This window comes from Flavobacterium sp., assembly GCF_044341265.1.
Classification (GTDB): Bacteria; Bacteroidota; Bacteroidia; order Flavobacteriales; family Flavobacteriaceae; genus Flavobacterium.
Genome location: NZ_JBIISA010000005.1, coordinates 20454 through 43744, shown reverse-complemented (window position 1 = coordinate 43744; position 23291 = coordinate 20454). Strand labels below are relative to the sequence as shown.

The 23291-nt window shown below is 28.9% G+C and carries 20 protein-coding genes; 8 read left to right on the top strand and 12 right to left on the bottom strand.

Features of this window, described 5'->3' with window-relative positions:
- Positions 1-46 precede the first annotated feature (46 nt).
- The 3 genes from ACIQ06_RS03455 to ACIQ06_RS03445 form a co-directional block, all read right to left on the bottom strand.
- A complete protein-coding gene (locus ACIQ06_RS03455; protein WP_396143892.1) occupies positions 47-1594 on the bottom strand; it encodes a serine hydrolase in 1548 nt (515 codons plus the stop codon).
- Positions 1595-1615: 21 nt separating this feature from the next.
- Positions 1616-2404: a TrmH family RNA methyltransferase gene (locus ACIQ06_RS03450; RefSeq protein WP_396143891.1), complete on the bottom strand. Its 789-nt coding sequence runs from the start codon at positions 2402-2404 to the stop codon at positions 1616-1618.
- Positions 2405-2475: 71 nt separating this feature from the next.
- A complete protein-coding gene (locus ACIQ06_RS03445) occupies positions 2476-4161 on the bottom strand; it encodes a gliding motility-associated C-terminal domain-containing protein (protein WP_396143890.1) in 1686 nt (561 codons plus the stop codon).
- A gap of 244 nt (positions 4162-4405) precedes the next feature.
- Between ACIQ06_RS03445 and ACIQ06_RS03440 the strand changes: the two genes are divergently transcribed.
- From ACIQ06_RS03440 to ACIQ06_RS03430, 3 genes are read left to right on the top strand one after another with little or no spacing between them, the layout of a single operon-like run.
- Complete coding sequence (locus tag ACIQ06_RS03440; RefSeq protein ID WP_396143889.1) at positions 4406-5383, top strand: GNAT family N-acetyltransferase; 978 nt, start codon at positions 4406-4408, stop codon at positions 5381-5383.
- Entirely contained in the window at positions 5380-6459 is a 1080-nt protein-coding gene (locus ACIQ06_RS03435) for a DegT/DnrJ/EryC1/StrS family aminotransferase (RefSeq protein ID WP_396143888.1), read from the top strand. The genes ACIQ06_RS03440 and ACIQ06_RS03435 overlap by 4 nt, the downstream gene beginning before the upstream one ends.
- Entirely contained in the window at positions 6460-7737 is a 1278-nt protein-coding gene (locus ACIQ06_RS03430) for an O-antigen translocase (protein WP_396143887.1), read from the top strand. It abuts the gene before it with no gap.
- Here the strand turns inward: ACIQ06_RS03430 and ACIQ06_RS03425 are convergent.
- Genes ACIQ06_RS03425 through ACIQ06_RS03405 form a run of 5 tightly spaced genes read right to left on the bottom strand, consistent with a single transcriptional unit; the run spans position 7726 to position 12543 of the window.
- Entirely contained in the window at positions 7726-8292 is a 567-nt protein-coding gene (locus ACIQ06_RS03425; protein WP_396143886.1) for an HAD family hydrolase, read from the bottom strand. The two genes, ACIQ06_RS03430 and ACIQ06_RS03425, sit on opposite strands and share 12 nt — an antisense overlap.
- A gap of 1 nt (position 8293) precedes the next feature.
- A complete protein-coding gene (locus tag ACIQ06_RS03420; RefSeq protein WP_396143885.1) occupies positions 8294-9163 on the bottom strand; it encodes a decaprenyl-phosphate phosphoribosyltransferase in 870 nt (289 codons plus the stop codon).
- Complete coding sequence (locus tag ACIQ06_RS03415) at positions 9147-10766, bottom strand: hypothetical protein (RefSeq protein ID WP_396143884.1); 1620 nt, start codon at positions 10764-10766, stop codon at positions 9147-9149. The genes ACIQ06_RS03420 and ACIQ06_RS03415 overlap by 17 nt, the downstream gene beginning before the upstream one ends.
- On the bottom strand, positions 10763-11416 hold the full coding sequence (locus ACIQ06_RS03410; protein WP_396143883.1) for a class I SAM-dependent methyltransferase: 654 nt from the start codon (positions 11414-11416) through the stop codon (positions 10763-10765). The genes ACIQ06_RS03415 and ACIQ06_RS03410 overlap by 4 nt, the downstream gene beginning before the upstream one ends.
- A complete protein-coding gene (locus ACIQ06_RS03405; RefSeq protein WP_396143882.1) occupies positions 11404-12543 on the bottom strand; it encodes a glycosyltransferase in 1140 nt (379 codons plus the stop codon). The genes ACIQ06_RS03410 and ACIQ06_RS03405 overlap by 13 nt, the downstream gene beginning before the upstream one ends.
- A 37-nt stretch (positions 12544-12580) precedes the next feature.
- Here ACIQ06_RS03405 and ACIQ06_RS03400 point away from each other — a divergent pair, with 37 nt between their 5' ends.
- Together ACIQ06_RS03400 and ACIQ06_RS03395 are read left to right on the top strand one after the other, a co-directional pair.
- Positions 12581-13690, top strand: coding sequence for a glycosyltransferase (locus ACIQ06_RS03400; protein WP_396143881.1), 1110 nt, complete (start codon positions 12581-12583; stop codon positions 13688-13690).
- The gene (locus ACIQ06_RS03395) at positions 13680-14081 is read left to right on the top strand and encodes a sugar 3,4-ketoisomerase (protein WP_396143880.1); all 402 of its coding nucleotides are present in this window, start codon (positions 13680-13682) and stop codon (positions 14079-14081) included. Before ACIQ06_RS03400 ends, ACIQ06_RS03395 begins: the two co-directional genes overlap by 11 nt.
- Here ACIQ06_RS03395 and ACIQ06_RS03390 read toward each other — a convergent pair.
- Genes ACIQ06_RS03390 through ACIQ06_RS03380 form a run of 3 tightly spaced genes read right to left on the bottom strand, consistent with a single transcriptional unit; the run spans position 14065 to position 16832 of the window.
- Positions 14065-15006 (bottom strand): glycosyltransferase family 2 protein, encoded by a 942-nt coding sequence (locus ACIQ06_RS03390; protein ID WP_396143879.1) that lies wholly within the window; start codon positions 15004-15006, stop codon positions 14065-14067. The genes ACIQ06_RS03395 and ACIQ06_RS03390 overlap by 17 nt on opposite strands.
- A gap of 3 nt (positions 15007-15009) precedes the next feature.
- On the bottom strand, positions 15010-16104 hold the full coding sequence (locus tag ACIQ06_RS03385; protein WP_396143878.1) for a glycosyltransferase: 1095 nt from the start codon (positions 16102-16104) through the stop codon (positions 15010-15012).
- Positions 16105-16112: 8 nt separating this feature from the next.
- Positions 16113-16832, bottom strand: coding sequence for a glycosyltransferase family 2 protein (locus ACIQ06_RS03380; RefSeq protein WP_396143877.1), 720 nt, complete (start codon positions 16830-16832; stop codon positions 16113-16115).
- 704 nt (positions 16833-17536) lie between these two features.
- Between ACIQ06_RS03380 and ACIQ06_RS03375 the strand changes: the two genes are divergently transcribed.
- Both ACIQ06_RS03375 and ACIQ06_RS03370 read left to right on the top strand, forming a co-directional pair.
- Entirely contained in the window at positions 17537-18136 is a 600-nt protein-coding gene (locus ACIQ06_RS03375; protein WP_396143876.1) for a hypothetical protein, read from the top strand.
- Positions 18133-19374, top strand: a complete 1242-nt coding sequence (locus ACIQ06_RS03370) for a hypothetical protein (RefSeq protein WP_396143875.1) — start codon at positions 18133-18135, stop codon at positions 19372-19374. The genes ACIQ06_RS03375 and ACIQ06_RS03370 overlap by 4 nt, the downstream gene beginning before the upstream one ends.
- Here the strand turns inward: ACIQ06_RS03370 and ACIQ06_RS03365 are convergent.
- Positions 19343-20026 carry a cell division ATP-binding protein FtsE gene (locus tag ACIQ06_RS03365; RefSeq protein ID WP_298302498.1) on the bottom strand — a complete coding sequence of 228 codons (684 nt, stop codon included), beginning with the start codon at positions 20024-20026 and terminating at the stop codon, positions 19343-19345. The genes ACIQ06_RS03370 and ACIQ06_RS03365 overlap by 32 nt on opposite strands.
- 237 nt (positions 20027-20263) lie before the next feature.
- Between ACIQ06_RS03365 and ACIQ06_RS03360 the strand changes: the two genes are divergently transcribed.
- A complete protein-coding gene (locus ACIQ06_RS03360) occupies positions 20264-23278 on the top strand; it encodes a tetratricopeptide repeat protein (RefSeq protein WP_396143874.1) in 3015 nt (1004 codons plus the stop codon).
- Positions 23279-23291: the final 13 nt, after the last annotated feature.

Here is a 23291-nt window from a genome sequence, read left to right as displayed (position 1 = left end):
AATTTGGATTTGAATACTAAACAAGTTTAGTGTAAAAATTTTAGATTTAGTTATCTATTCTTGAGAAGTCTAAATCGTGAAAATCATAACTAAAATCAGTAAGTGGTGATATAGCTTTCATTTTAAATTTTATAGCTTTTCCTTCTGCATCAAGTTCGAAGAAAATATGAGCATCTGCATGGAAACTTCTGTTGTTCCATCTCACAACAAAGTTTTGGTCTTTGTAAAATAAAATGGTTCCTGAAAGTCTCGGTGAACGTTTGGATTTAAAATTTAAGATTCCATTTTTTTCATAAACGTAAACTTCTCCAAACCAGTTGTCATTATATGTTCCGATATATTTTGTAAAATCAATTTTTACACGAGTAATGCTATTTTGATTTACAGTTTTCCAAACTTCATCTGTAATTTTATCAGCGTTTTCTTCTTTATTTTTGCGTTCTTCGCTTAGCGTAATTACATGATCGGGATTTTTCAGACCCAAATAACTGTCTTTAATTGTATTTGAAATTGCATTAAAAGCAGCTCCAGATTGTTGATTAGTTAATACAATTATTCCCAATTGAATGTCTGGAAACATGATGGTTTGCGTAACAATTCCGTCCAATCCTCCAGTGTGAGAAACTTGTAAATGGCCATTAATATCTGATAATTGCCATCCTAATCCATAAGCTTTGAAGTTGCAACTGTAAGGTTTCATACCATTAATTGGAAGAATCGTTTGTGGTGTCCACATTTCTTTGTGAACCTCTTGACTAAATAATTGATTGTTTGTGCCGTATTTTCCTTTGTTAAGTTGAGCAATAACCCATTTGCTTAAGTCATTTGTACTAGCGTAAATTCCGGCTGCAGCATCAAAAATCGGATTAGTATATCGCTTGATAATTTCTAATTTTCCATTGGTAGGTACGTGAGGAACGATAGTATTTGTAGTATCTTTTAGTCTGTTCCAAGAAGCTGCACTATTGTTCATTTGTAGAGGCTTCATGATTCGTGTTTCAACAAATTCGCACCATGATGTTCCTGAAACTCGTTCAATAACTTCACCAGCAATTACGTAAAGTAAATTATCATAATCGTATTGCGCTCTAAAAGAAGAAACTGGCTTTAGATATTGAATGTTTTTGATGATGTCTTTTGGAGTAAAATCATGTCCGTCTGGCCATATCATTAAATCACCAGCGCCTAATCCTAATCCACTTCTGTGAGTTAATAAATCTCTTATTGTGAACTCGTTAGTAACAAAATCATTATACATTTTAAATTCAGGAATGTATTTGATGACTTTATCATCCCAATCAAGTTTTTTTTCATCTACAAGCATTGCTAATGCTGCTGATGTAAATGCTTTGCTATTGGAGGCAATTCCGAAAAGTGTATTTCCGTCAACCTTTTTCTGAGTATTTATATTGGTTACACCATAACCTTTTGAGATAACTACTTTTCCGTCTTTTACAATTGCAACAGCAATTCCAGGTACGTTAAAGGTTTTCATAGTTCTGTTTACAACATCATCTAGTTTAGATTCAGAAATTTGTGCAAACGATAAAGCGCATGTAATAGTTGAAATTGCAGTAAAAAATAGTTTTCTCATGGTATAAATTTAAGTTGAAAATCAAAATCCTCTTTGTCTTTTGGCTTCAAATAATAAAATAGCTGAAGCTACAGAGACATTCATAGAATCGATTTCGCCTTGCATCGGAATGATGATGTTTTGGGTAGCATTATTGCGCCAAGCTTGTGTTAAGCCTGTCGCTTCTGTACCTACAACCAATGCACTAGCTGTAGTATAATCTTGAGTATGGTAGAAGTTGGAGTTCTGTAATGTGGCACCAAATATAGCAATTTTTTTGTCTTTTAAAAATTGTATTACATTTTCGGTAGTATCAGAGGCAATTTGATTGGTAAAAAGACATCCTACACTAGAACGTACAATGTTAGGATTATACAAATCTGTTTTTGGATTGGCAATAATCACGGCATCAATTTTGGCAGCATCACAAGTGCGAAGCATAGCACCAATATTTCCTGGCTTTTCAATTGATTCCATCACTAAAATCAAAGCATTTTCAGGTAATTTTAAATCGTTTAGCGATAAAGTTTTTGTTTTTGCAACCGCTAGAATACCTTCAGTTGTATCTCTGTAGGCTAATTTTTGATATACTTCTTTGGTAATTTCAATTAGCTCAACTTTGTTTTTAACAAGTTTATTGATTTCAGTTTCAGTAATTAATTCAGGAAGAAATAAAATAGTTTCTAGTTCGTAATTACCTTTTATGGCTAATTCAATTTCACGTTTACCTTCAATCAAGAAAGTACCTGATTGCTTTCTAGCTTTAGCTTTTTCTTGTAATAAGGCTAAAGATTTAATTAACGGATTTTGTATAGAAGTGATTTGTTTCAAAAGCGATAACTTGTTTATGGTGCGAAGTTACAGAGAATTTTAAAATATTCCGCCTTAAAATTTGCTTATGATTATTTTGTAAAATACAACCATCCCACAAAAGGTTTTGGGTAATCAGCATCATTTAAGTTTAAAATATAAAAGTAAGTTCCTTTTAAAGCTAATGAGGAACTTATGGTTTGTCCCATAGTAATTTCACCATCCCAATCTTCTGATTGATTATTCCCTGTCCAAATTAGCCTTCCCCAACGATTGTAAATTTCTAATTCAAAATTCACAAAAATGTTCCTTAATCCTTCAATAAAAAACGTGTCGTTAAAGCCATCGTTATTGGAAGTAACATAATTGTAGATAATTGGAGGACAGTTTTTTGTAGTTAAATCAAATGAAGTAACTGAGAAACAATGGTCATTTTCAATTCTTATAAAGATTTTTTTTGGAGTTGAAGTTGAAACATAATTTGAAGTATTTGCTATTGCATTGATATTGTTTGTTGCATCTGCTTCCGTTTCGTAAAATCCAATAAAAGTATCAGTTGAATTGGTTAGAACTTGATTGGCATAATTTGAAAAATTGAAAGTACCAACAGTAAACCCTTCATTACAAGAGGTTAAAGGTTCAAGAAGGTTAAAATTTGGTGGCAGCCAACTAGAAATTGTTTGCGAAAAAGTATTATTGTTTTCAATTATTTCGGTTACAATTCCTGTGCCAGTTCCGTTGTCATCAATTACGAAAGTTAAGGTAAAATCTGCTGGAATTGTGTTAGGAATTATGATGGTAATTTGTCCGTTTTCACTTCCGTCTATCGGAATTGTGTTTTGTGTTTGCGTTTGCCCAACTAGTATTCCATTTGCATAAATTGCAATAGGTGTTACTGCTGGTAGCGGATTGGTACAATTAAGATTTGAAACTATATAATCTATAGTGTAAATATTCGAGCTACAAGATTGATTAATTGAGTCTAAAGCAATCGTCGCGTCTGGTAATTGACTATTAAGTTTTGTAACTACAACGTTTATCAAAACAACATCTTGTCCCGATGTTAGTTGAATTAGTGCAGAGGAATCTCCAATATTAATGTTGTTTTGAATGTTATAAATATCCAAATCCATATTGTAAAGAGTCGTACTTCCTGTAATACTGTTGGTGCTATTGAAGGCATTATTCGCAGGATTTAATGGCGGATTACTAAGCGTATTTCCGTTAATTCTAAGGGTTTCGTTTACAGCTAAAACATTATCACCTTCCCAAGCTATAAAGCCAATTTGAGCATTGTTATTATCAATTACATTCAAACTATTTAACGTAATATTCAAAGCATTTGGAATACTCTGTAAACCATCATAAATATTAATTTGATTCAAAGGCAAACTATTTTCCTTGTAAACAATTACTATCGCCCAACCTGCAAAATTGGTTCTGTTGTTGCAATATCCTTGTTCATTTATAAGTGTTTGTGAAATATCTAAATCTGAAAGTGTATACGTTCCGTTTCCAGTAGCAATGACTTGACTTGTAATATCTTTAAAAGCGCTAAAATAGGGAAGTCCTGAACTTATTGAAATATTAGAAAAAGTTCGTTGAGCTGTGATGTCAACAGCATTTAATTTTACATTAAAATCACCAGCTCCTGAACCTGCCCAATACAAATAAGCACTCTCTATTATCTGATTGGAATTCAAATTTAAAGTAGCGTCTGATGAAGTTAAAAGCAAATTTTCACATCCAAAAGTGATGTTGTTTTCACCTAAGTTCATGGTATTTCCTATGAAAGTGAAGTCGAATCGTCCGTTAAATTGATTGTATAAAGTTACGTTTTGCCCAAAACAGTTGCAAAAAGAAAGTAATAGTATACTAAAAGTAAGATAATGAAGTTTTAGATTCACAAAATTATAGCAATTATGATGTCTAAATTAGTCAATTATTTTTAATTATGACTATTTTTGAAATTCGTTTTAATATTAAATAATTGTGTAATTTTCCAAAGTTTTAATTTTAGTTGTGAAACACTACCAAATTCGATTATATAATTCAGCAGATTTTGATCAATGGAATACTTTTATAAGTGTTGCCAAGAATGCTACTTTTCTATTCAATAGAGACTTCATGGAATATCATTCAGATCGATTTCAGGATTATTCATTGATGGTTTTTGATGAAGATAAATTGGTTGCAGTTTTGCCTGCCAATAAGAATGAAAATACAATTTATTCACATCAAGGTTTAACTTATGGCGGATTGGTTTTAAATTCTAAAGCTAAATTAAGTTCAGTTATTTCAATTTTCAAAGGTGTGTTACAGTTTTTAAATGAAAATTCGATTGAGAAATTGGTTTTAAAAACAATCCCAAATTTTTATTTAGATTATTTTTCAGATGAATTAGAATATTGTTTGTTTATCACTCAAGCAAAATTGAATAGGAGAGATTCACTTTCTGTAATTGATTTGACTAAGCCTTATTCTATTACAAAAACCAGAAAAGAAAGTATTCGTAGAGGTAAAAAAAATAATTTAATTATAAAAGAAGAACTGAATTTTGAGTTGTTTTGGAACGAAATTTTGATTCCGAATTTAGATAAAAAACATCAAGTAAAACCAGTTCATTCGGTTGAAGAAATTACCTTATTGCAACAACGTTTTCCAAATAATATTCGTCATTTTAACGTGTATGATAAAGATAAAATTGTAGCAGGAACAACTGTTTTTTGTACTGATAAAGTAGCACATCCACAATATGTTTCTGGAAATTCAGATAAGAATGAATTAGGAAGCTTAGATTATTTATACCATCATTTGATTACAGAAGTTTATAAAGACAAGCATTTTTTTGATTTTAATAATTCCAATGAAGAGCAAGGAACAAAAATAAATGAAGGTTTGTTGTTTTGGAAAGAAAGTTTTGGAGCCAAAACAGTAATTCAAAATTTTTATGAAGTTCAAACAAAGAATTATTCCTTACTAGAATCTGTTTTGATATGATAAAATTCCTCGATTTGCAGCAATTAAATTTAAGTTATCAAGAGCAATTTCAAGAAAAAATGAAATTAGTTTTAGATAAAGGTTGGTTTATTTTGGGTGACGAAGTAAAATCATTCGAAACTAATTTTGCCAATTATTGTGGTTCAAGACAATGTATTGGAGTCGGCAATGGTTTGGATGCTTTGGTATTGATTTTTAAGGCTTACATTCAACTTGGAAATTTACAAAAAGGTGATGAAGTTATCGTTCCAGCAAATACCTATATTGCTAGTGTTTTAGCAATTTTACAAGCAGATTTAGTCCCAGTTTTAGTGGAGCCAAAATTGGAAACTTACAACATCAATCCAGATTTAATTGAAGAAAAAATCACATCTAAAACCAAAGCAATTTTGTTAGTTCATTTGTATGGTCAATTGTGTGAAATGGATGAAATTATTGCTATTGGTTATAAACATGACTTGCTCATCATTGAAGATGCTGCACAGGCTCATGGTTTAATTTTTAAAGGAAGTCATACAAGAGCTTTTAGTTTCTATCCAGGTAAAAACCTTGGTGCACTTGGCGATGGTGGTGCTATTACAACCAATGATGCTGAATTAGCTAAAGTTCTATTTTCATTGCGAAATTATGGTTCAGAAAAGAAATACCATAATGAATTTGTTGGGATAAATTCAAGATTAGACGAACTTCAAGCGGCTTTTTTAAATGTAAAATTACCAAATTTAGATGCAGATAACGATAAAAGAAGAAGTATTGCCAAACGTTATTTGTCTGAAATTAAAAACGATAAAATAGTTTTGCCAACTTGGGATTTTTCTAATAATCATGTATTTCATTTGTTTGTTGTTCGAACTGAAAACCGTAATGATTTACAAGATTATTTACTAAAAAATGGAATTGAAACGGTAATTCATTATCCAATTCCGCCACACAAGCAAAAGGCATTTCCTGAATGGAATAATTTATCATTTCCAATTACTGAAAAGATTCATGATGAAGTGTTAAGTTTACCAATAAGTCCAATTATGACTGATGATGAAGTTAGTATCGTTATTTCAATTTTAAATAAATACTAATTGAGTTTTATTAAAGAAATACTGTCCAAACCTTTATTCAAAGCCACTTCTTTGAATGCAATTAGTATTTTAATCAAGATTTTTGTTGGATTTATTACTTCTAAATTTATAGCCGTTTTTGTTGGCCCAAGTGGAATGGCTTTGGTTGGAAATTTGAGAAATTTTCTAACAACAACAGAAGCTTTTGCTACACTCGGATTTGAAAATGGAGTTGTAAAATATGTTGCCGAACATAAATTGGATGACAATCAACTTAAGAAAACACTTTCTACTATTTTTATTACAGTCTTATTCACTTGTCTTTTAATTAGTTTGGGATTATTTTTCTTTTCAGAATATTTGAACACTTCAATTTTCGGCAATCAATATCAATATGCTTTTGTATTTAAATCACTTGCAGTTGCTTTGCCATTTTATATTGGAAACCTCTTTTTGATAGCAACAATCAATGGATTTGGAGCTTATAAAAAAGTAATTTACATCAATATTTTCGGAAGTTTAATTGGTTTGATAGCTTCTGTTTTATTGATTTGGAAATTGAATACAGAAGGCGCATTGCTATCAATTATTTTGACGCCATCTGTTTTATTTTTAGTTTCTTTTTTCTCAATTAATAAAGAAATTAAGATTTTAAAAGCTATTGATTTGAAGTTTTACAATCTTTCTTTTCTGAAAAATTTATCATCCTATTCTTTGATGGCATTGGTTTCAGCCGTATTTGGGCCAATGGTTTTTCTTGCCATTAGAAAATACATTATAGTTAATTTAGGAATTGAACAAGCAGGATTTTGGGAAGCAATGAGTAGAATGTCTTCCTACTATTTTATGTTTATTACATCAATTATTTCTATTTATTTTTTACCAAAATTAGCTGTAGCCAAAAGTAATCAAGAAACCAAAACGCTTTTTTGGAATTACTACAAAGGAATTTTACCAGTTTTTATAATTGGAATGATTGTAATCTATTTTCTAAGAGATTTTATTATTTACTTTTTATTTACAAAAGAATTTTTGCCGGTTTCTAAATTGTTTTTTTGGCAATTAATTGGAGATACTTTTAAAGCGGCATCTTTTATTTTAGGATATCAATTTTATGCTAAGAAACTTACTAAAGCTTTCGTTATTTCGGAGCTATTTTCTCTTTTCGTATTGTATTTTAGTAGTATCTATTTGATTTCCCAATTTTCAATTGAAGGCGTTGTTATGGCTCATGCTTTTACTTATTCAATCTATTTTATCACCTTGAGTATTTACTTTAGAAAAAGTTTATTTGCTTAGCTGAAGCATCTCGTAATCGCCTTTTCCATTGCCGAAAACTACAATTTTATCGTAATTTTCTAGGTTTATTTTTTCTTTTATTCGATTTACTTTTTCTATTCCGTAGCAGTTTTTTGTTTTGAATTTTCCTGTAATTTTATTGTTTACAATTTCAAGTTTTGTGGTAATTAATTCTAAATTATTTTCTTCTGTCCAACCATAAATCCATTCGCGAAACGAAGCAGTTACAATGTAAATATCGGCGTTTTGCTCTTGAAGATTCTGAATTTTTTCCCAAATATTTTTATTAAGATTTATCGAAATATTTTCGTTTGAAAACTGTTTTCCTTTTTCTAAAAACAAATTGTAATACTCGTTTTTAAAAAAATATGCAATGAATTGTTGTTTAGCAGTTTCATTAGAAATTTTTCCAAGTTTCCACTTTAAAAGCATTGGTGAAAGAGCTATAAAACCTATTATTAATTGAAAAGTTCCTTTGTAGAATCTAGTAAATTCTATCAAACTATCTTTTTTGTAAAGCGTTTTGTCAAAGTCAACTAATACTAATGTTTTCATATTAACTTCTGAAATATAATAAATAACTCATAAGCAGTAGCCAACCCAAAATTGTAATTTGAATAAATCGGTCATTCAAAACTATTTTTGTTGGAGAATAGGTTGATTGATCTACAAAAACCAATTTCAAATACCTAAAAATTCCATTAACAACAAAGATGATGGAAACATACAATAATTTTGAATGATAATGTAGTTGAACTTCTGGCGAAATACAATAGAATATATAGCTAACAATGATTATGGATGCCAAAATTCCTAAAATAACATCAATAAAAATCAAATTATAACCTTCAATATTTTTACGGACATCATTACCATTTTCGGCAAGAATAACATCAGTTCTTCGTTTAGAAATACCTAAGAATAATGCCAAAAGATAAGTTATTAATAAAATCCAAATCGATGGAACTACATCACTTACTACTGAACCAGCTACAATACGAAGTATAAAACCAACTGCGATGATATTTACATCTAGAATAGCAATATGTTTAAGCCATTTTGAGTAAAGAAAATTTAACGCTAAATAGGAAATGATTACAAGAAACAATTCAACAGAAATCAAATAAGAAACTGTTAGGGAACTAATCATTAAAATTAGCATCAAAACCAATCCATTTTTTATACTAATACTACCTGAAGCTAAGGGTCTATAACGTTTTTGTGGATGATTTTTGTCTTCATTGATATCAAAATAATCATTAAAAATATAGACACTACTTGATATAGTGCAAAAACATAGAAATGCCAAAATTACATTAATCAAATTGTCTAAATTTAGAAACTGACTATCAAAAAAAAGCGGTGCAAATACAAACGCATTTTTTATATATTGTTCAACTCTTATGAGTTTAAGGTAATTTCTCATTTGGTTTGATTGAATTGTAAACTATGAAATATTTGGTTGTATCAAATTTATTAAATTTTTTGTAAATGTACCAAGCAGTTGGACTTGCTTCAATTGTAGCTTCTTTAAAATCTTCACCAGTTACAAATGATTTTTCAATAAAGATATAATTTTTTTTATTAGAACAAATTTTAATAAATCTTTCGTTTTGACCATCTATTTCATGATCTAATAACCAATCTCCAGGAAGTTGACTTTGAGTATTGAACAAATAATTAGCCATTGGCATACTTGGCGCTACAATATAATTCTCACCATATTTTTTAATTAATTGTTTTAATTCTAGGTGTTTTTCAAAAGTTTCTTTTTTTGTTTTAATATATTTTAACTTGGGTGAAATCGATTCAAGAGAATAGTTTAGTTCTAAAATAGAACCTTCATGATAAGGATTTTTATTGGCTACAAATGCTACCAAACAAAGCGGCAATCCTATCAAAATATACTTTTTTGGATTTAAAGAAACCTCATTTTCAAATAATGTGATGAAAGTCAAAATGATTCCTGTGGCAAATAATATTGTTGTTTGGTAACCTAAACTTATCGATACGGACCAAGATATCGCAATCAAAACCACTAGTGGAAACAGATAACTAATAGTTTTCTTTTTCTCAAAATAGGAATATAATATGGCAATAGCGGCTGCGTCAAAAGCAAGAAAAGAAGCCGCAAAAAACTTATTTATCAAAAATAAAAAGATTGCAACTAATAGAAATGCAATTGCTATTTTCTTAAGATGTGGAGTTAATTGACTAATTTTTTGATTTGTTTTTTTGAGGTAGATAAACAAGCTAACTGAAATAATAATCGTTAATGCAACAAAAAACTTAAATGGCATAAATACATAATGATGAAACCCAACAATGTATAAATCTCTTAAATCTAAAGTTCCATTAAGTTGTTGTTTGAAATTTTGCCAAGTTGTTATTTGACAAATTAATAAGATAAATATTCCTATTAAAATTGATAAACTTATTAGGTAATATAAACTTGCTTTTAAGTTATATCTGAAATATATCCAAACCAAGATGAGTAACGGAATCAAATAGAAAGATTGTTTTGATAAAGCTGAAAGTAACGAGAAGAAAGCAATAAAAAAAAGTGTTACAAAATTAACTTTAGTGTTTTTTGCTACAATCCAAAAAGCAATTGAAGCATAAAAAAGCCCATCTGTAGTTGGCCAAGGATAGGGTGGGAAATTCAACCACGATATTAAAAAACATAAAATTATCAAACCCCATTTGTTTACTTTTTTTATGTTGTAAATCAGATAAGTACCAGATACAAAAAAATAAACTTGAAGAAGAAAACTCAAATATGCAATGATTCTAAAATAAAAAAACTGACCAGTTTCTGGCAAAATTTTCATGAAAAAAGCATGGACATATATCGTAACAGGAGGAAATTTATAGATAAAATCTTCATAAACGTTTTGACCATTTACTATTCTCCAAGCAAAACTTGACATGTATCCAGTATCCCAAGTTTCCATTCCATACTGACTTAAGATTAAGCAATAGAATGAAATAATTAGAAACAAAATTATCTTATAATTCAGTGTTTTCATTTTTCTAAAATCAAAAAATAATGCGGATACACAAACATTCTTTTAGTATAACTTTTAAGAACTTTGAACCCAATTTCTTCAACTACTTTTTTAGCAAAATTGGCTTTCATTTCGTTTCCAATTTCTCTACTAAAAACTAAATCATGCATTTTATTGAAATAAAGTAATAAGCTACTAGCATCAATATCTTTCAGAATCAGCTTGCTTCCAATAGACATCTTAAAATAAATTTCTTTTAAAAATTCTAATTGATTTTCTTTTGGAACATGATGCAAAACATCAATCAAATATATTTTAGAATAATTTTGAATTAAACTTTGAATTTCAGAACCATTGAAAGTTTCAAATTGTATGTTTTTTTTATCTTTAAATTCTTGATTCACAATTCTTGCATTTTGAACAAGAGTTTCAGAAATTTCAATTCCATAAATTTCATTTGCTGGAGTAAATTTGGCTACCAATGCACAAAATTGTCCTGAACCACAACCAATGTCAAAAACAGAGTCATCATTTTCAATGTAATTGAGTAAATCATCAAAAGGACAAATCAAAGGTCGATAAACCACTTTAAGTTTATCAATAAAACTTAAATTGGCTGACTTAGTTTTTAAGTACTTCAAAATATCTGATTGGTTTATTAATTCTCCCATGCTTTCAAATATTTTTCAGCAACTTTAATGTAATTATGCTCCTTCTCAACAAATGCTCTAGCACGAATTCCAATAGCTTGAATTTCATTTGGATTTTCTATTAAAAAGGAAAGTTCTTTTACTAGATTTTCAACATTTGGTAAAGCATTCACAGCTACTTTTTCTGTTAAATTGTAATACTCTTCAAATTCTTTTTCGGCACCAGTAAATACTACTTTTCCTTTTGCCATAGCTTCCAACGCATTATAACCTTGATCATAAGCATAGATTTGATCTAAAACAATATGCGCTTTATTAAACTGTTTTATGTAGTCTTGATAAGGAATATTTCTTGTGACAATAACTTCAACTTTATCAGCATATTTTTGTTTGATAATTTCTAATGCTTCTTCAAATAAATGAATTCCTTTACTGTATGAATTTCCAATGTTAATTCCCAAGAAAATAACTATTTTACCTTCTATTGGATTTTCAATGTAGTTAACATTTGAAATGTTCACAGGATTTGGAATCATTCCTAAAAACTTAGGGTTATCTTTTAATGGATTAACATAATCTAAATCACTTGCAATAATACCATTTATGTTCTTTAAAAGAAATTTATGAATTTTAATATGAGTTTTTGAATTAAAATCAAACATCCATTTATATTGTTCTTTTATTTCTTTGGTTCCTTCAAAATAAGGATTCATTATCGAATAACGTTCCTTTTTTTCGAGCATGTGATTCAAAGTAACATAGTCAACACCACTACATAATAAAAAGAATTTGTGGTTCTGTTTGAAGAGTTTTTTTAATAAATGTAATTCAAATTTAGCAGTAGTTTGAATAGGAGCTTCATTAATTAATTGAACACAATCAAAACCTTTTAATTTCTTTAAAAGTAAATAGAAACGAAGGCCACGTTCAATTTTTGAAATATCAAATTTTGTTATTCTATATATCAACTGTCGTGGTAGATTTCCTAATTTGCTTTCACACCAAAATGCTCTATTGGAATAATCTGATGGATAATTTTTAAAGCCATCACCGTTACTAACTATGACCACTTCGTGTCCTAATTTTAGTAATCCTTCTTTGAGAGAATTATGTAATCGGCTAAACTCACCAACAAGTAATATGCGCATTTAAAAGTTTTATTTACATTTGCTAAAATACAAAAAATTGACTCAAAACCGAACATCTTATAAAATCTGCCTTGTAACTGTAACTCTTTCTGATGGTGGAGCAGAACGATGTGCTGCGAATTTGTCTCATTTTTTTGTTAATCAAGGTTTTGAAGTTCATCATTTAGTTTTTGCAGGTAAAATAGAATATGATTATTCTGGTGAAGTAATGCATTTAGCCAAATACAGTTCGAGTACGTTTGGGTTTGTAAACAGAATTCAAAGATTTTTGCACTTAAAAAAATATTTAAATGACCATAATTTTGATTTTATAATAGATTTTAGAGACAAACATTTTTTTTGGCAAGAGTTTATTATTCACAATTATTTATACAAAAATCATATTCAAACGATTCACAGTAATAAATTGGATTCTTATATTCCAAAAAGTAAGTTTTTAGCCAATTTACTATATAAAAATAGCAAACAATTAATTGCTGTTTCTAAAGGAATTGAAGAGAAGATTAAAACGGAATATAATTTTAAAAACATCCATCAAATTTACAATCCAATTGATTTTAAAAATATAAAAGAAATCAAATCAGAAAGTATTGATTTTGAAGGAGATTTCATTGTTGCTGCTGGAAGTATGAACAAAAATATAAAGCAATTTGACCATCTTATTGAATGTTATTCTAAATCAAATTTACCAGATAAAAACATCAAACTTATTATTTTAGGAGACGGAAAATTAAAACAAGATTGGATCAATTTAGCTGATAGAATAGGGCAGAAAGAAAACATCATTTTTAAAGGAAATGTAGAAAATCCTTTTGCTTATTATTCAAAAGCACTTTTCACGGTGCTTACAAGTAAATATGAAGGTTTGCCAATGGTTTTAATAGAATCTTTAGCTTGTGAAACACCTGTAGTAGCTTATAATTGTGAAACAGGTCCTTCAGAAATTATTAATCATTTGCAAAATGGTTTACTAGTAGAAAATCAAAATAAAGAGGCTATGATTGCTGCAATGAATACATTTTATGAGGATAAAAACTTATATTTACATTGTAAAAGCAATTGCAAAACAAGTATATCAAAATTTGAAGTTGAAAACATTGGAAATCAATGGTTGTCACTTTTTAAACAATTAAAAAATGAACGTTAAGTTAATTGATATTCCCAAAATATTAAATAGAGAAGGAAACATTGCTGTTCTTGAAAATGGTGTTGTTCCTTTTGATATTAAAAGAGTGTATTATTTGTATGATATTCCAAGTACATCTAAGCGTGGCGGACATGCACATAAAAAACTGAATCAGATTTTAATAGCAATTTCAGGAAGTTTTGATGTGGTTTTAAAAGATGGTAAAAATCAACAAGTTATCACAATGAATAAACCCGATAAAGGTTTGTTAATCACAAATAATATTTGGCGAGAACTTGAAAATTTCTCTTCTGGTGCAGTGTGTTTAGTTCTAGCATCAGAAGTTTATGATGAAGAAGATTATATTAGAAACTACAAGTCTTTTATAGCATACATCAATTCGAATAAGTAGCTACTTTTATGCCTTTTTTTATCAAAAAAGATTTTATTTTATCAATTGTAATTAACAAATAAGTAGGCAACTGTAATAAAATTTTCTGTTTCCAATTGAGTTTTGAGGTGTTTATAGATTTAATTAGTGAAGCTGCTAAATTTTTATCGCCATAAAGTTTGAGTTTTTTTGCCAAAACATACTTTTCAAAATTTATATAATCCGCAACTTGTGTATTTTTTTCTTCAAATGGTTTGTATTTGTTATAATCAGGAAGTTTTTTATTTACGATAGATGTTGCTGTAATTTGATTTTCAACTTGCATTAAATAACTCATTCCGATTGTTGATGAATAAGCAAGTTTAAAATGAAAATTGGCTCTAATATTAAAATCAATATCTTCAGAAAAATCTATATTTTCATCATAATTCCCAACTTTTTCATAGACTTCTTTGTGAACACAAACACTACCATGATTATAGATACCTTGGCCAATATTTAATTTAAAAAAATTGATGTATCCTTCATGATTTTCCGCTAAATTAAACGAGCCATTATAGGGTTTAAAAGTTTTAGTAGGATAAATTTCTTCATAATTGGTTGCAAAAATTTTGGCTTCTGGGAAATTATGAATCAACCGATTAATAGTTTCTAAAAAAGTTGGTTTCCACAAATCGTCAGCATCAAGAAAAGTGATATAGTTGGTCGACGCTTTTTCAATTCCAGTATTTCTACTTGCCGAAAGTCCTTTATTTTCAGAATGATGAATTAATTTGATTTTTTCCGATAAAAAAGGCATTACTTTTTCAATACTCTTATCGGTACAACAGTCATTTATTATCAAAACTTCATAATCAGTAAAGGTTTGATTGAGAATACTTTTTATAGCATTTTCAACATATTTTTCTTTGTTATAAAGCGGAATGACTATTGAAAAAAAAGGCATAAATTATTTTTTAAATATAAAATCAAAAATAGCATTCCAATCGTTCAATTGGTTCTTGGTATCAAAAGTATATTTATTTCCTTGAAATTTAATGGTTTTGTCTACAAAATCGGTAATCAATTGCGCCAATTCTGTTGGATTATTGACATCAAAAAAGGATACTTTTTCATAATCACCAACGGTTTCTCTTGCATAGGGTAGGTTGGCTGATAAAATCGGTTTACCAAAAGCTTTTGCTTCAGATAAAGGTAATCCCCAAGTTTCAAGTTTTGAAGGAAATATTAAACAATCCATGGCTTCATAATAGCCAAAAACTTCATCACGAGATAATTTTCCTATAAAATTAAATTGTGCTAGTGGATATTTTTCAATTATAAAATCCGCATATTTAGAATCTTCTTTGTCAAATGTAAGATGAACTTGTATGGCATTTTTTATAGAATCGGGTATAAGTATTAAAGCTTCAGCAATGCATTCAACATTTTTAAAACTTCTGGCAATTAATGGATAAAAGAAATGAATTTTAGAAACATCTAAATCAATTTTTTTTTGATTTGAAATTGATACAAATTCTGGCTGACAAACCATTACATTATTGATGTTGTAAAGTTTTTCAAACTCATTTTTAATCCAATGTTGTTGCACAAAAACGGCTTGGTTTTTCTTGATATTAATTTGAAATAAATATTTATATAAAATAGAAAAAACACCCACTTTATAATCAAATTTCCAATCTTTGTATGTCGCTTTATAGAACACTGTTGGATGATGACAATAAGCAAAACGTTTTTTAGCAATCACATTAGGACTAACGTCATGTAGTGAAAACCAAATGTCAGGATTTAATTTTTTAGATAATTTTTTGAAGTAAAAATATTCGTAATACAAGCGTTTGAACCAAGATTTTTTTGCTTCAGGGAATTCTAGATATTCAATATTGGGGTAATCAAATTTAGATTTATCATGAACTAAAGCAACGACTTTAATGTTTTTATTTTGAGCGTATTGCGATATTTTGAGCAAACAATTGTCCATAATGGTGAAAATTCCACCATCTTTCATATTAATACCTGATATAACAATTATTTGCTTTGACAAATTATTAATTATTTGAGACGTAAAAGTCCATATTTTAGGATGCAATAAATAGCTCGAAAGCCATCTTTCCAATTTATTTTTTTTCCTTCATCATAGGTCCTTCCATAGTAAGAAATTCCAACTTCATATATTCTTATTTTCTTGATTCTACTTACTTTTATTGTAACTTCTGGTTCAAAACCAAATCTTTTTTCATTCAAGTGTAGTGATTGAAGCATTTTAGTGTTGAATAACTTATAACAAGTTTCCATGTCGGTTAAGTTTAAATTGGAAAACATATTAGAAAGAAATGTCAAAAATTTATTTCCAATAGTATGCCAAAAAAACAACACTCTATGTGCATTGCCACCCATAAATCGCGAGCCATAAACTACATCGGCAAAACCATCTAGAACGGGTTGTAATAAAATGTTATATTCCTCAGGATTGTATTCTAAATCGGCATCTTGAATTATTGTAAAATCGCCTGTTGCCTTTGAAATTCCTGTATGAATAGCAGCGCCTTTTCCTTTGTTTTTAACGTGAGAAAATAATTGAATGTTAAATTCAACATTAGAAGTGATATAGTCATTAATTACCGATTTGGTATTATCGGTTGAGCAATCATCAATAATTATAATTTGTTTTTGTAAGTTTCCATTTAAAGTAACATTTTTTACTTTGTCTAGAAGTAAATGTATCGTTTTTTCTTCATTAAATACTGGAATTATAATTGTTAATTCTCTCATTAAATATATATTTTTGTAAAAATATGTAAATATTTTATCTAAATCCAATGGCTGTATATAAAAAAATAAGTTTTGAGTTACTTTTACTTCTGAGTTCTACAGCTTTCTTACTTACCTTGGTATTTACTTTACAACTATTTAAGCAATCATTTTATTGTCCAGATTGTGATAGTTATGTTGAATCAGTAAATTTATTTATCACTAAGTTAGCTGTACACGAATACAGACCTATCGGACTTTCTTTTTTTTATGCCATACCAGTACTTTTTAAAGATAATTTTTCATTGTTTTCCGCGGTTCTGTTTTTGACTAATTTTCTTCTCTATATACTTGTAGTTCAACTTTTTTTTAAACAATCACTACTTTTTTTTTCAAGGAAAACTTCTTTTAATATAACTCTTCTTTTAATAAGCTTAATTGGAATTTCTATTAATATAACTGTTATGTTGTCGGAACTTCCTTTTCTATTTTTGATGTTACTTGTTTTTTATTTTCTAACTCATTATTTTAACACTTTTACAATTCGTTACCTTCATATTGCAGTTTTTATTTTATTGTTTAGTATTTTAGTTCGCCCAGGAATTGTTTTTTTTGTAATTCTAGTACTGCTTTTTTTCTACAAAGAATTGCTAAAATCAATTTTGTCAAAAAGTTTTATTTTAATACTACTAGCGGTCTTTTTACTTGCTTTTCAAATGATATCAATGAAATCTAAATTTGGCGATTACACTTTTAGTTATATTGGTGATGTTACTTATTATAATTATCTCGGAAGCAAAGCCATCTGTTTTAAAGAAAATAAAGTTTTAAATCAATCTACTAATTCAAGAGCTGCTTATATTTTTAGTTTAGATTATGCCAATCAAAAGAAAGTTGCAACTCAAGATTTTTTATCGCAAGTTCAGTTTAATACTAAAAATTTAGTGTTAGCTTATATTGATGATGTTGAAGAAAATACCAAAACAGGTTCTTCTAATTTATTGATTGTAGAAAATAAAAACAAATCTGTAGGGTTTGATTTAATTGTAAAGATTGCTCAAGAACTTTCTGAGTGGCAAAACAAATTACTAACTTTGTTTGGTCTAATTTTTTCAATAGTATTGATACTAGTGCATAAGAAAGTACCCAAAATTATCTTATTTTTTTGTACCTACTTTTTTTATGTTTTTTTGATTTCAGGAATATCTAGTACTCAAGGTGACCGCTTTCATGTGTTATTTTATCCATTTGTGTTGATACTTATATTTTATTCACTAAAACATCGTAACATATTATTTAAAGCAACTAAACAATCAGACAAATGATTTCAAAAATTAAATATGAATATATATTGTTTTTTATTGCCTTGATTTGGGTGTTTATTTTTTCTTTTGCACTTCAATTAGCTCCTCATTTTAATTTTTTAGGTGATGATATAACGTATTTAGAAGCTTCAAAAATGTTGTATCATCATGGTCAATTAAGTCCAACAAGACCTTTATTAATTGCAGCAATTTTTGGATTTCCTTATTTGTGTGATGGTTCCACTGAAATGGTATTACAATGGTCGTTTTTAATTAATTTTTGTATATGGTTTTTTTCAATTATACTATTTTTTAGAATAGTTGAAGTAATTCTCAATCGAAAAAATGCTTTTTTTTGGTCATTGCTATTTGTTTTTTGCATCGGTAATTTGGCTTATGCTTTTCAATTTTTGCCAGAAGCTCTTTTTTCATTTTTACTTTTGCTAGCTGTCTTTTTCATAACCAAATATAGTAAAACTCAAAAAAAAGATTATATTGTTTTAGCTTTAATTGTGTTGTTTTTGTGCGCGCTTATCAAGCCAGTTGCTTTAGGATTTGCAATTGTATTGTTAATCTTTTACGTAAAAAAAGTGAAGTACATTTTGTTTTCAAAATTTTCTGTTGTGTTAGTTTTAAGTTGGATTTTAATCTTTTTTCAAGTACTATCGATAAAAAAGAGTTTTGGTGACTACACAATTAGCTATATTGGTGCTGTTACTTATTACAACTATGTTGGCGCTAAAGCAGATTGTTATAGAAAAAATATCGAATTTATACCAGGCGAAAACCAACGAGCTAAAACGTTGGAAGGTCTTTCAAGTCATCAGATAAAAATACTTGCGAATGAAGATTTTAAAGAACAATTCAAGAACAATAAGCTTAATTTAGTCAAAGCTTATATTTTTTGTTTGTATTCAAATTCGAGTAAAGGCAATTACATTGTTAGTGAATGTAAAAATGAGTCGAACACAAGCTACTTTGATAGTTTTCAGTTTCTATTTAAAGGAATATCTAAAATTCAAAATAATGTATTTACCTTGGTGGGATTGTTATTGTCTTTTTTAACTTTAATACAATATAAAACAAGCAATTCAATACAATTTTTCTGTTCTTTCGGAATACTTTTTATTGTTTTTATATCTGGAATTTCTTGTTTCCAATGTGATCGCTTTCACATTGTTATTTATTCAATGGTTCTTGTTCTACTTCTTCAAAAGATGAACTCATCTAAACACTTCTCTGAACCACTTCAAAAATAGCACCATCTTCACATTTAAGTGTTTTAGATGGGAATTTCATTAATAAAGCATAATCATGTGTTGCCATAATGATAGTTTTACCGTTAGCATTGATATTTTTTAAAACCTCAAGAACTTCAGCACTAGTTTGTGGGTCAAGATTTCCAGTTGGTTCGTCAGCTAAGATTAATTCTGGGTCGTTAAGTAATGCTCTTGCAATAGCAACTCGTTGTTGCTCTCCACCAGAAAGTTGGTGAGGCATTTTATTGGCAAAACCTTTCATTCCTACTTTATCTAAAACTTCATCAATTTTATTTTGCATTTCGGTCATGTCAACCCAACCAGTTGCTTTTAATACAAAAAGCATATTGTCGTTCACATTTCTATCTGGAAGCAATTTAAAATCTTGAAAAACAATTCCTATTTTTCTTCTCAAATAAGGAATGTCTTTTTCTTGTAGTGTTGCCAAATCATATTCCACGATATGGCCTTCACCTTCGGTTAAAGGTAAATCTCCATACAAAGTTTTCATAAAACTACTTTTTCCAGTTCCGGTTTTTCCAATGATGTAAAGGAATTCGCCGTGATTTACTTCAAGATTCACCTGAGATAAAATGACTTTATTTTCTTGATAAATAGTAACGTCTTTTAAAGATAATACTGGTTGTGACATAGGAAATTTTGTTTATTGGGTAAAAGTAATAAATTTTAGATATTAGATATAAGATTTTGGATATATAAATTTTGAAGTTTCCTAATTTAAAAACTTAACAAGTTGATTTTTATTGCTTCGTATCTTAATAATATCTTAAATTAGATTGTTAAGAAAAATGTTTATAATAAAACCAAACGATGTCTCGTTATACTTAGTAGAATGGTAATTTTGAATGATTATTAAAAAATATACGAAATGCGTAAAATAACAGCTTTTTTATTTTTAAATGTATTGGTTTCTGGCGCTACAATTTCGGCACAGCAAACTGCTATTTATACCAACCAACTTTCTGAATTTGATAGAGCTACAGACTTATACAACGACAAACAATATTTAGCCGCTCAGATTTTATTCGAAAAAGTGCAACAAAATAACAAAGAACAAGAGGTACAAGCTGATTGTGCTTATTATATAGCCAATTGTGCGATTCGTTTAAATCAATCTGGTGCAGATAAATTGATGGAAGATTTTGTAGCGGATTATCCAACAAGTACTAAGCAAAATCAAGCTTACATTGGTGTTGCGACCTTCTATTTTGAAAACGGAAACTATCCACAAGCATTAGAATATTTCAATAAAGTTGACGAAAGTGCCCTGACTTATGATGAGTTAGAACGTTTTAATTTTCAAAAAGGATATGCTTTTTTTACAGCTAAAAATAAAAAAGAAGCTACTGCTTATTTTAATAAAGTTGCTAATTCTAAAGAATATGGTTCACAAGCCAAATATTACTTAGGATTTATGGCTTATGAAGGCGATGATTATAAAGAAGCAACTAAGTATTTTGATCAAGTTTCTGGTGAAGAGAAATACAAAGAAAAGATGTCTTACTTTCAAGCTGATATGAATTTTAAACTTGGAAATTTTCAAAAAGCAATCGATTTGGGTAAGGCTGCTATGGCAAAATCATCGGCTGTTGAAAAATCGGAATTGAATAAAATTATTGGAGAAAGTTATTTCAATTTGAAACAATATGGTGAAGCATTGCCTTATTTGAAAGAATATAACGGCAAAAAAGGAAAGTGGAGTAACACTGATTTTTACCAATTAGGATATACATATTACCAACAAAAAGACTACGAAAACGCTATTTCGCAATTCAATAAGATTATTGATGGAAAGGATTTTGTTGCTCAAAATGCTTACTATCATTTAGGTGAAAGCTACATGAAAACCGACAAGAAGCAACAAGCTTTAAATGCATTCAAGATTGCATCTGAAATGGATTTTGATAAGAAAATTCAAGAAGATGCCAATTTGAATTATGCTAAAATCAGTTATGAAATTGGAAATTCGTATCAATCGGTTCCTGATGTTTTGTCTTCTTTTTTGGCAAAATATCCAAATTCACCTAGCAAAAATGAAATTGAAAACTTATTGATTAACTCGTATATCACTTCTAAAAATTACAAAGAAGCGCTGACTTTGTTGGAAAAAAATAAAAATCCAGAAAACAGATTGGCGTATCAAAAAGTAACTTTTTATAGAGGTTTAGAATTATACACAGACGGAAATTATCAAGAAGCTCAAAAGATGTTTGCCAAATCGTTGAAAGAACAAAAAGACGCAAAATTCTCAGCAAGAGCTACATTTTGGAAAGCTGAAACAGAATTTACTTTAGATAATTTCAACGAAGCATTGTTAAGTTTCAAGCAATTTGAAGGAATGGCTGAAGCTAAAAACACACCTGAATTTAAAAATGTAAATTACAATATCGCTTATTGTTATTTCAAGCAAAAAGAATATGATCAAGCTGGAAATTATTTTCAAGCGCAAATTGATGCTGTAAAAGACGATAAAATCCGATTGAATGATTCTTATTTGAGACTTGGAGACAGCCGTTTTGTAACTTCCAAATATTGGCCAGCAATGGATGCTTACAATAAAGCGATTGAATTAAAAAGTGTTGACGCTGATTATGCAGCATTTCAAAAAGCAATTTCTTATGGTTTTGTAAGTAAAAATGATAAGAAAATTGAAGATTTCAATAAGTTTTTAGCAACTTTCAAAACCTCTCAATATCGTGATGATGCCTTGTTTGAATTAGGAAATACTTATGTGGCTGACAATAAAACTGATTTAGCAATTAAAACTTACGACCAATTATTGTCAGAATTTAAAAATGGTTCTTATGCTTCAAAAGCGGTTTTACGTCAAGGATTGATTTATTACAATGCAAATAAAGATAATGAAGCTATAACAAAATTTAAAAAAGTAGCTGCCGATTATCCAAGAACTCCAGAAGCATTAGAAGCTGTTTCTACAGCAAGATTGATTTATGTTGATAACGGAAAAGTAGACGAGTATGCGACTTGGGTTAGGACTTTAGATTTTGTGGAAGTTTCCGATGCTGAATTAGATAACGATACTTATGAAGCTGCTGAAAAACAATATTTGCAAAATAACACCAAACAAGCCATCGCAACTTTAAGTAGCTATGTGGCTAAATTTCCAAAAGGAATTCATGCTTTGAAAGCCAATTTCTATTTAGCACAATCGTATTATGCTGATGGTTTGGAAACAAATTCAATTCCAAATTATGAATATGTAATTGCACAATCAAAAAGCGAATTTACAGAACAATCGTTAGCTCGTTTATGTGAAATTCATTTGAAAAAAGATGATTTTACCAAAGCCATTCCAGTTTTAAAACGATTAGAAACAGAAGCTGATTTTCCGCAAAACGTAACTTTTGCTCAAGCTAATTTAATGAGAGCGTATTATTCACAAAAAGATTATCCAAATTCTGTAGTTTATGCTGATAAAGTTTTGGCAAATCCAAAAACCGATAATAAAGTAAAAAGTGATGCTCAAATTATTGTAGCACGTTCAGCAATAAAAGCAAATGATGAAGCTAAAGCAAGAACAGCTTATGCTAATTTATTGAAAATTGCAAAAGGTGAATTAGCCGCAGAAGCACTATTTTATGATGCTTATTTCAAAAATAAGGATGGAAAATTTGCAGAATCCAATAAAGTGGTTCAAAAAATTGCTAAAGATTATTCTGGTTATAAATATTTTGGAGCTAAAGGTTTAGTGGTAATGGCGAAAAATTATTACGGATTGAAAGATAGTTTCCAAGCAACCGCAATTTTAGAAAGTGTGATAGAAAATTTTGCTGAATTCACAGATGTTGTTGAAGAAGCTAAAACAGAATTGAATACTATTAAATCAGAGGAAAGTAAAACGAATTCTTCTATTGAAAAATAAATTTTATTTAAAC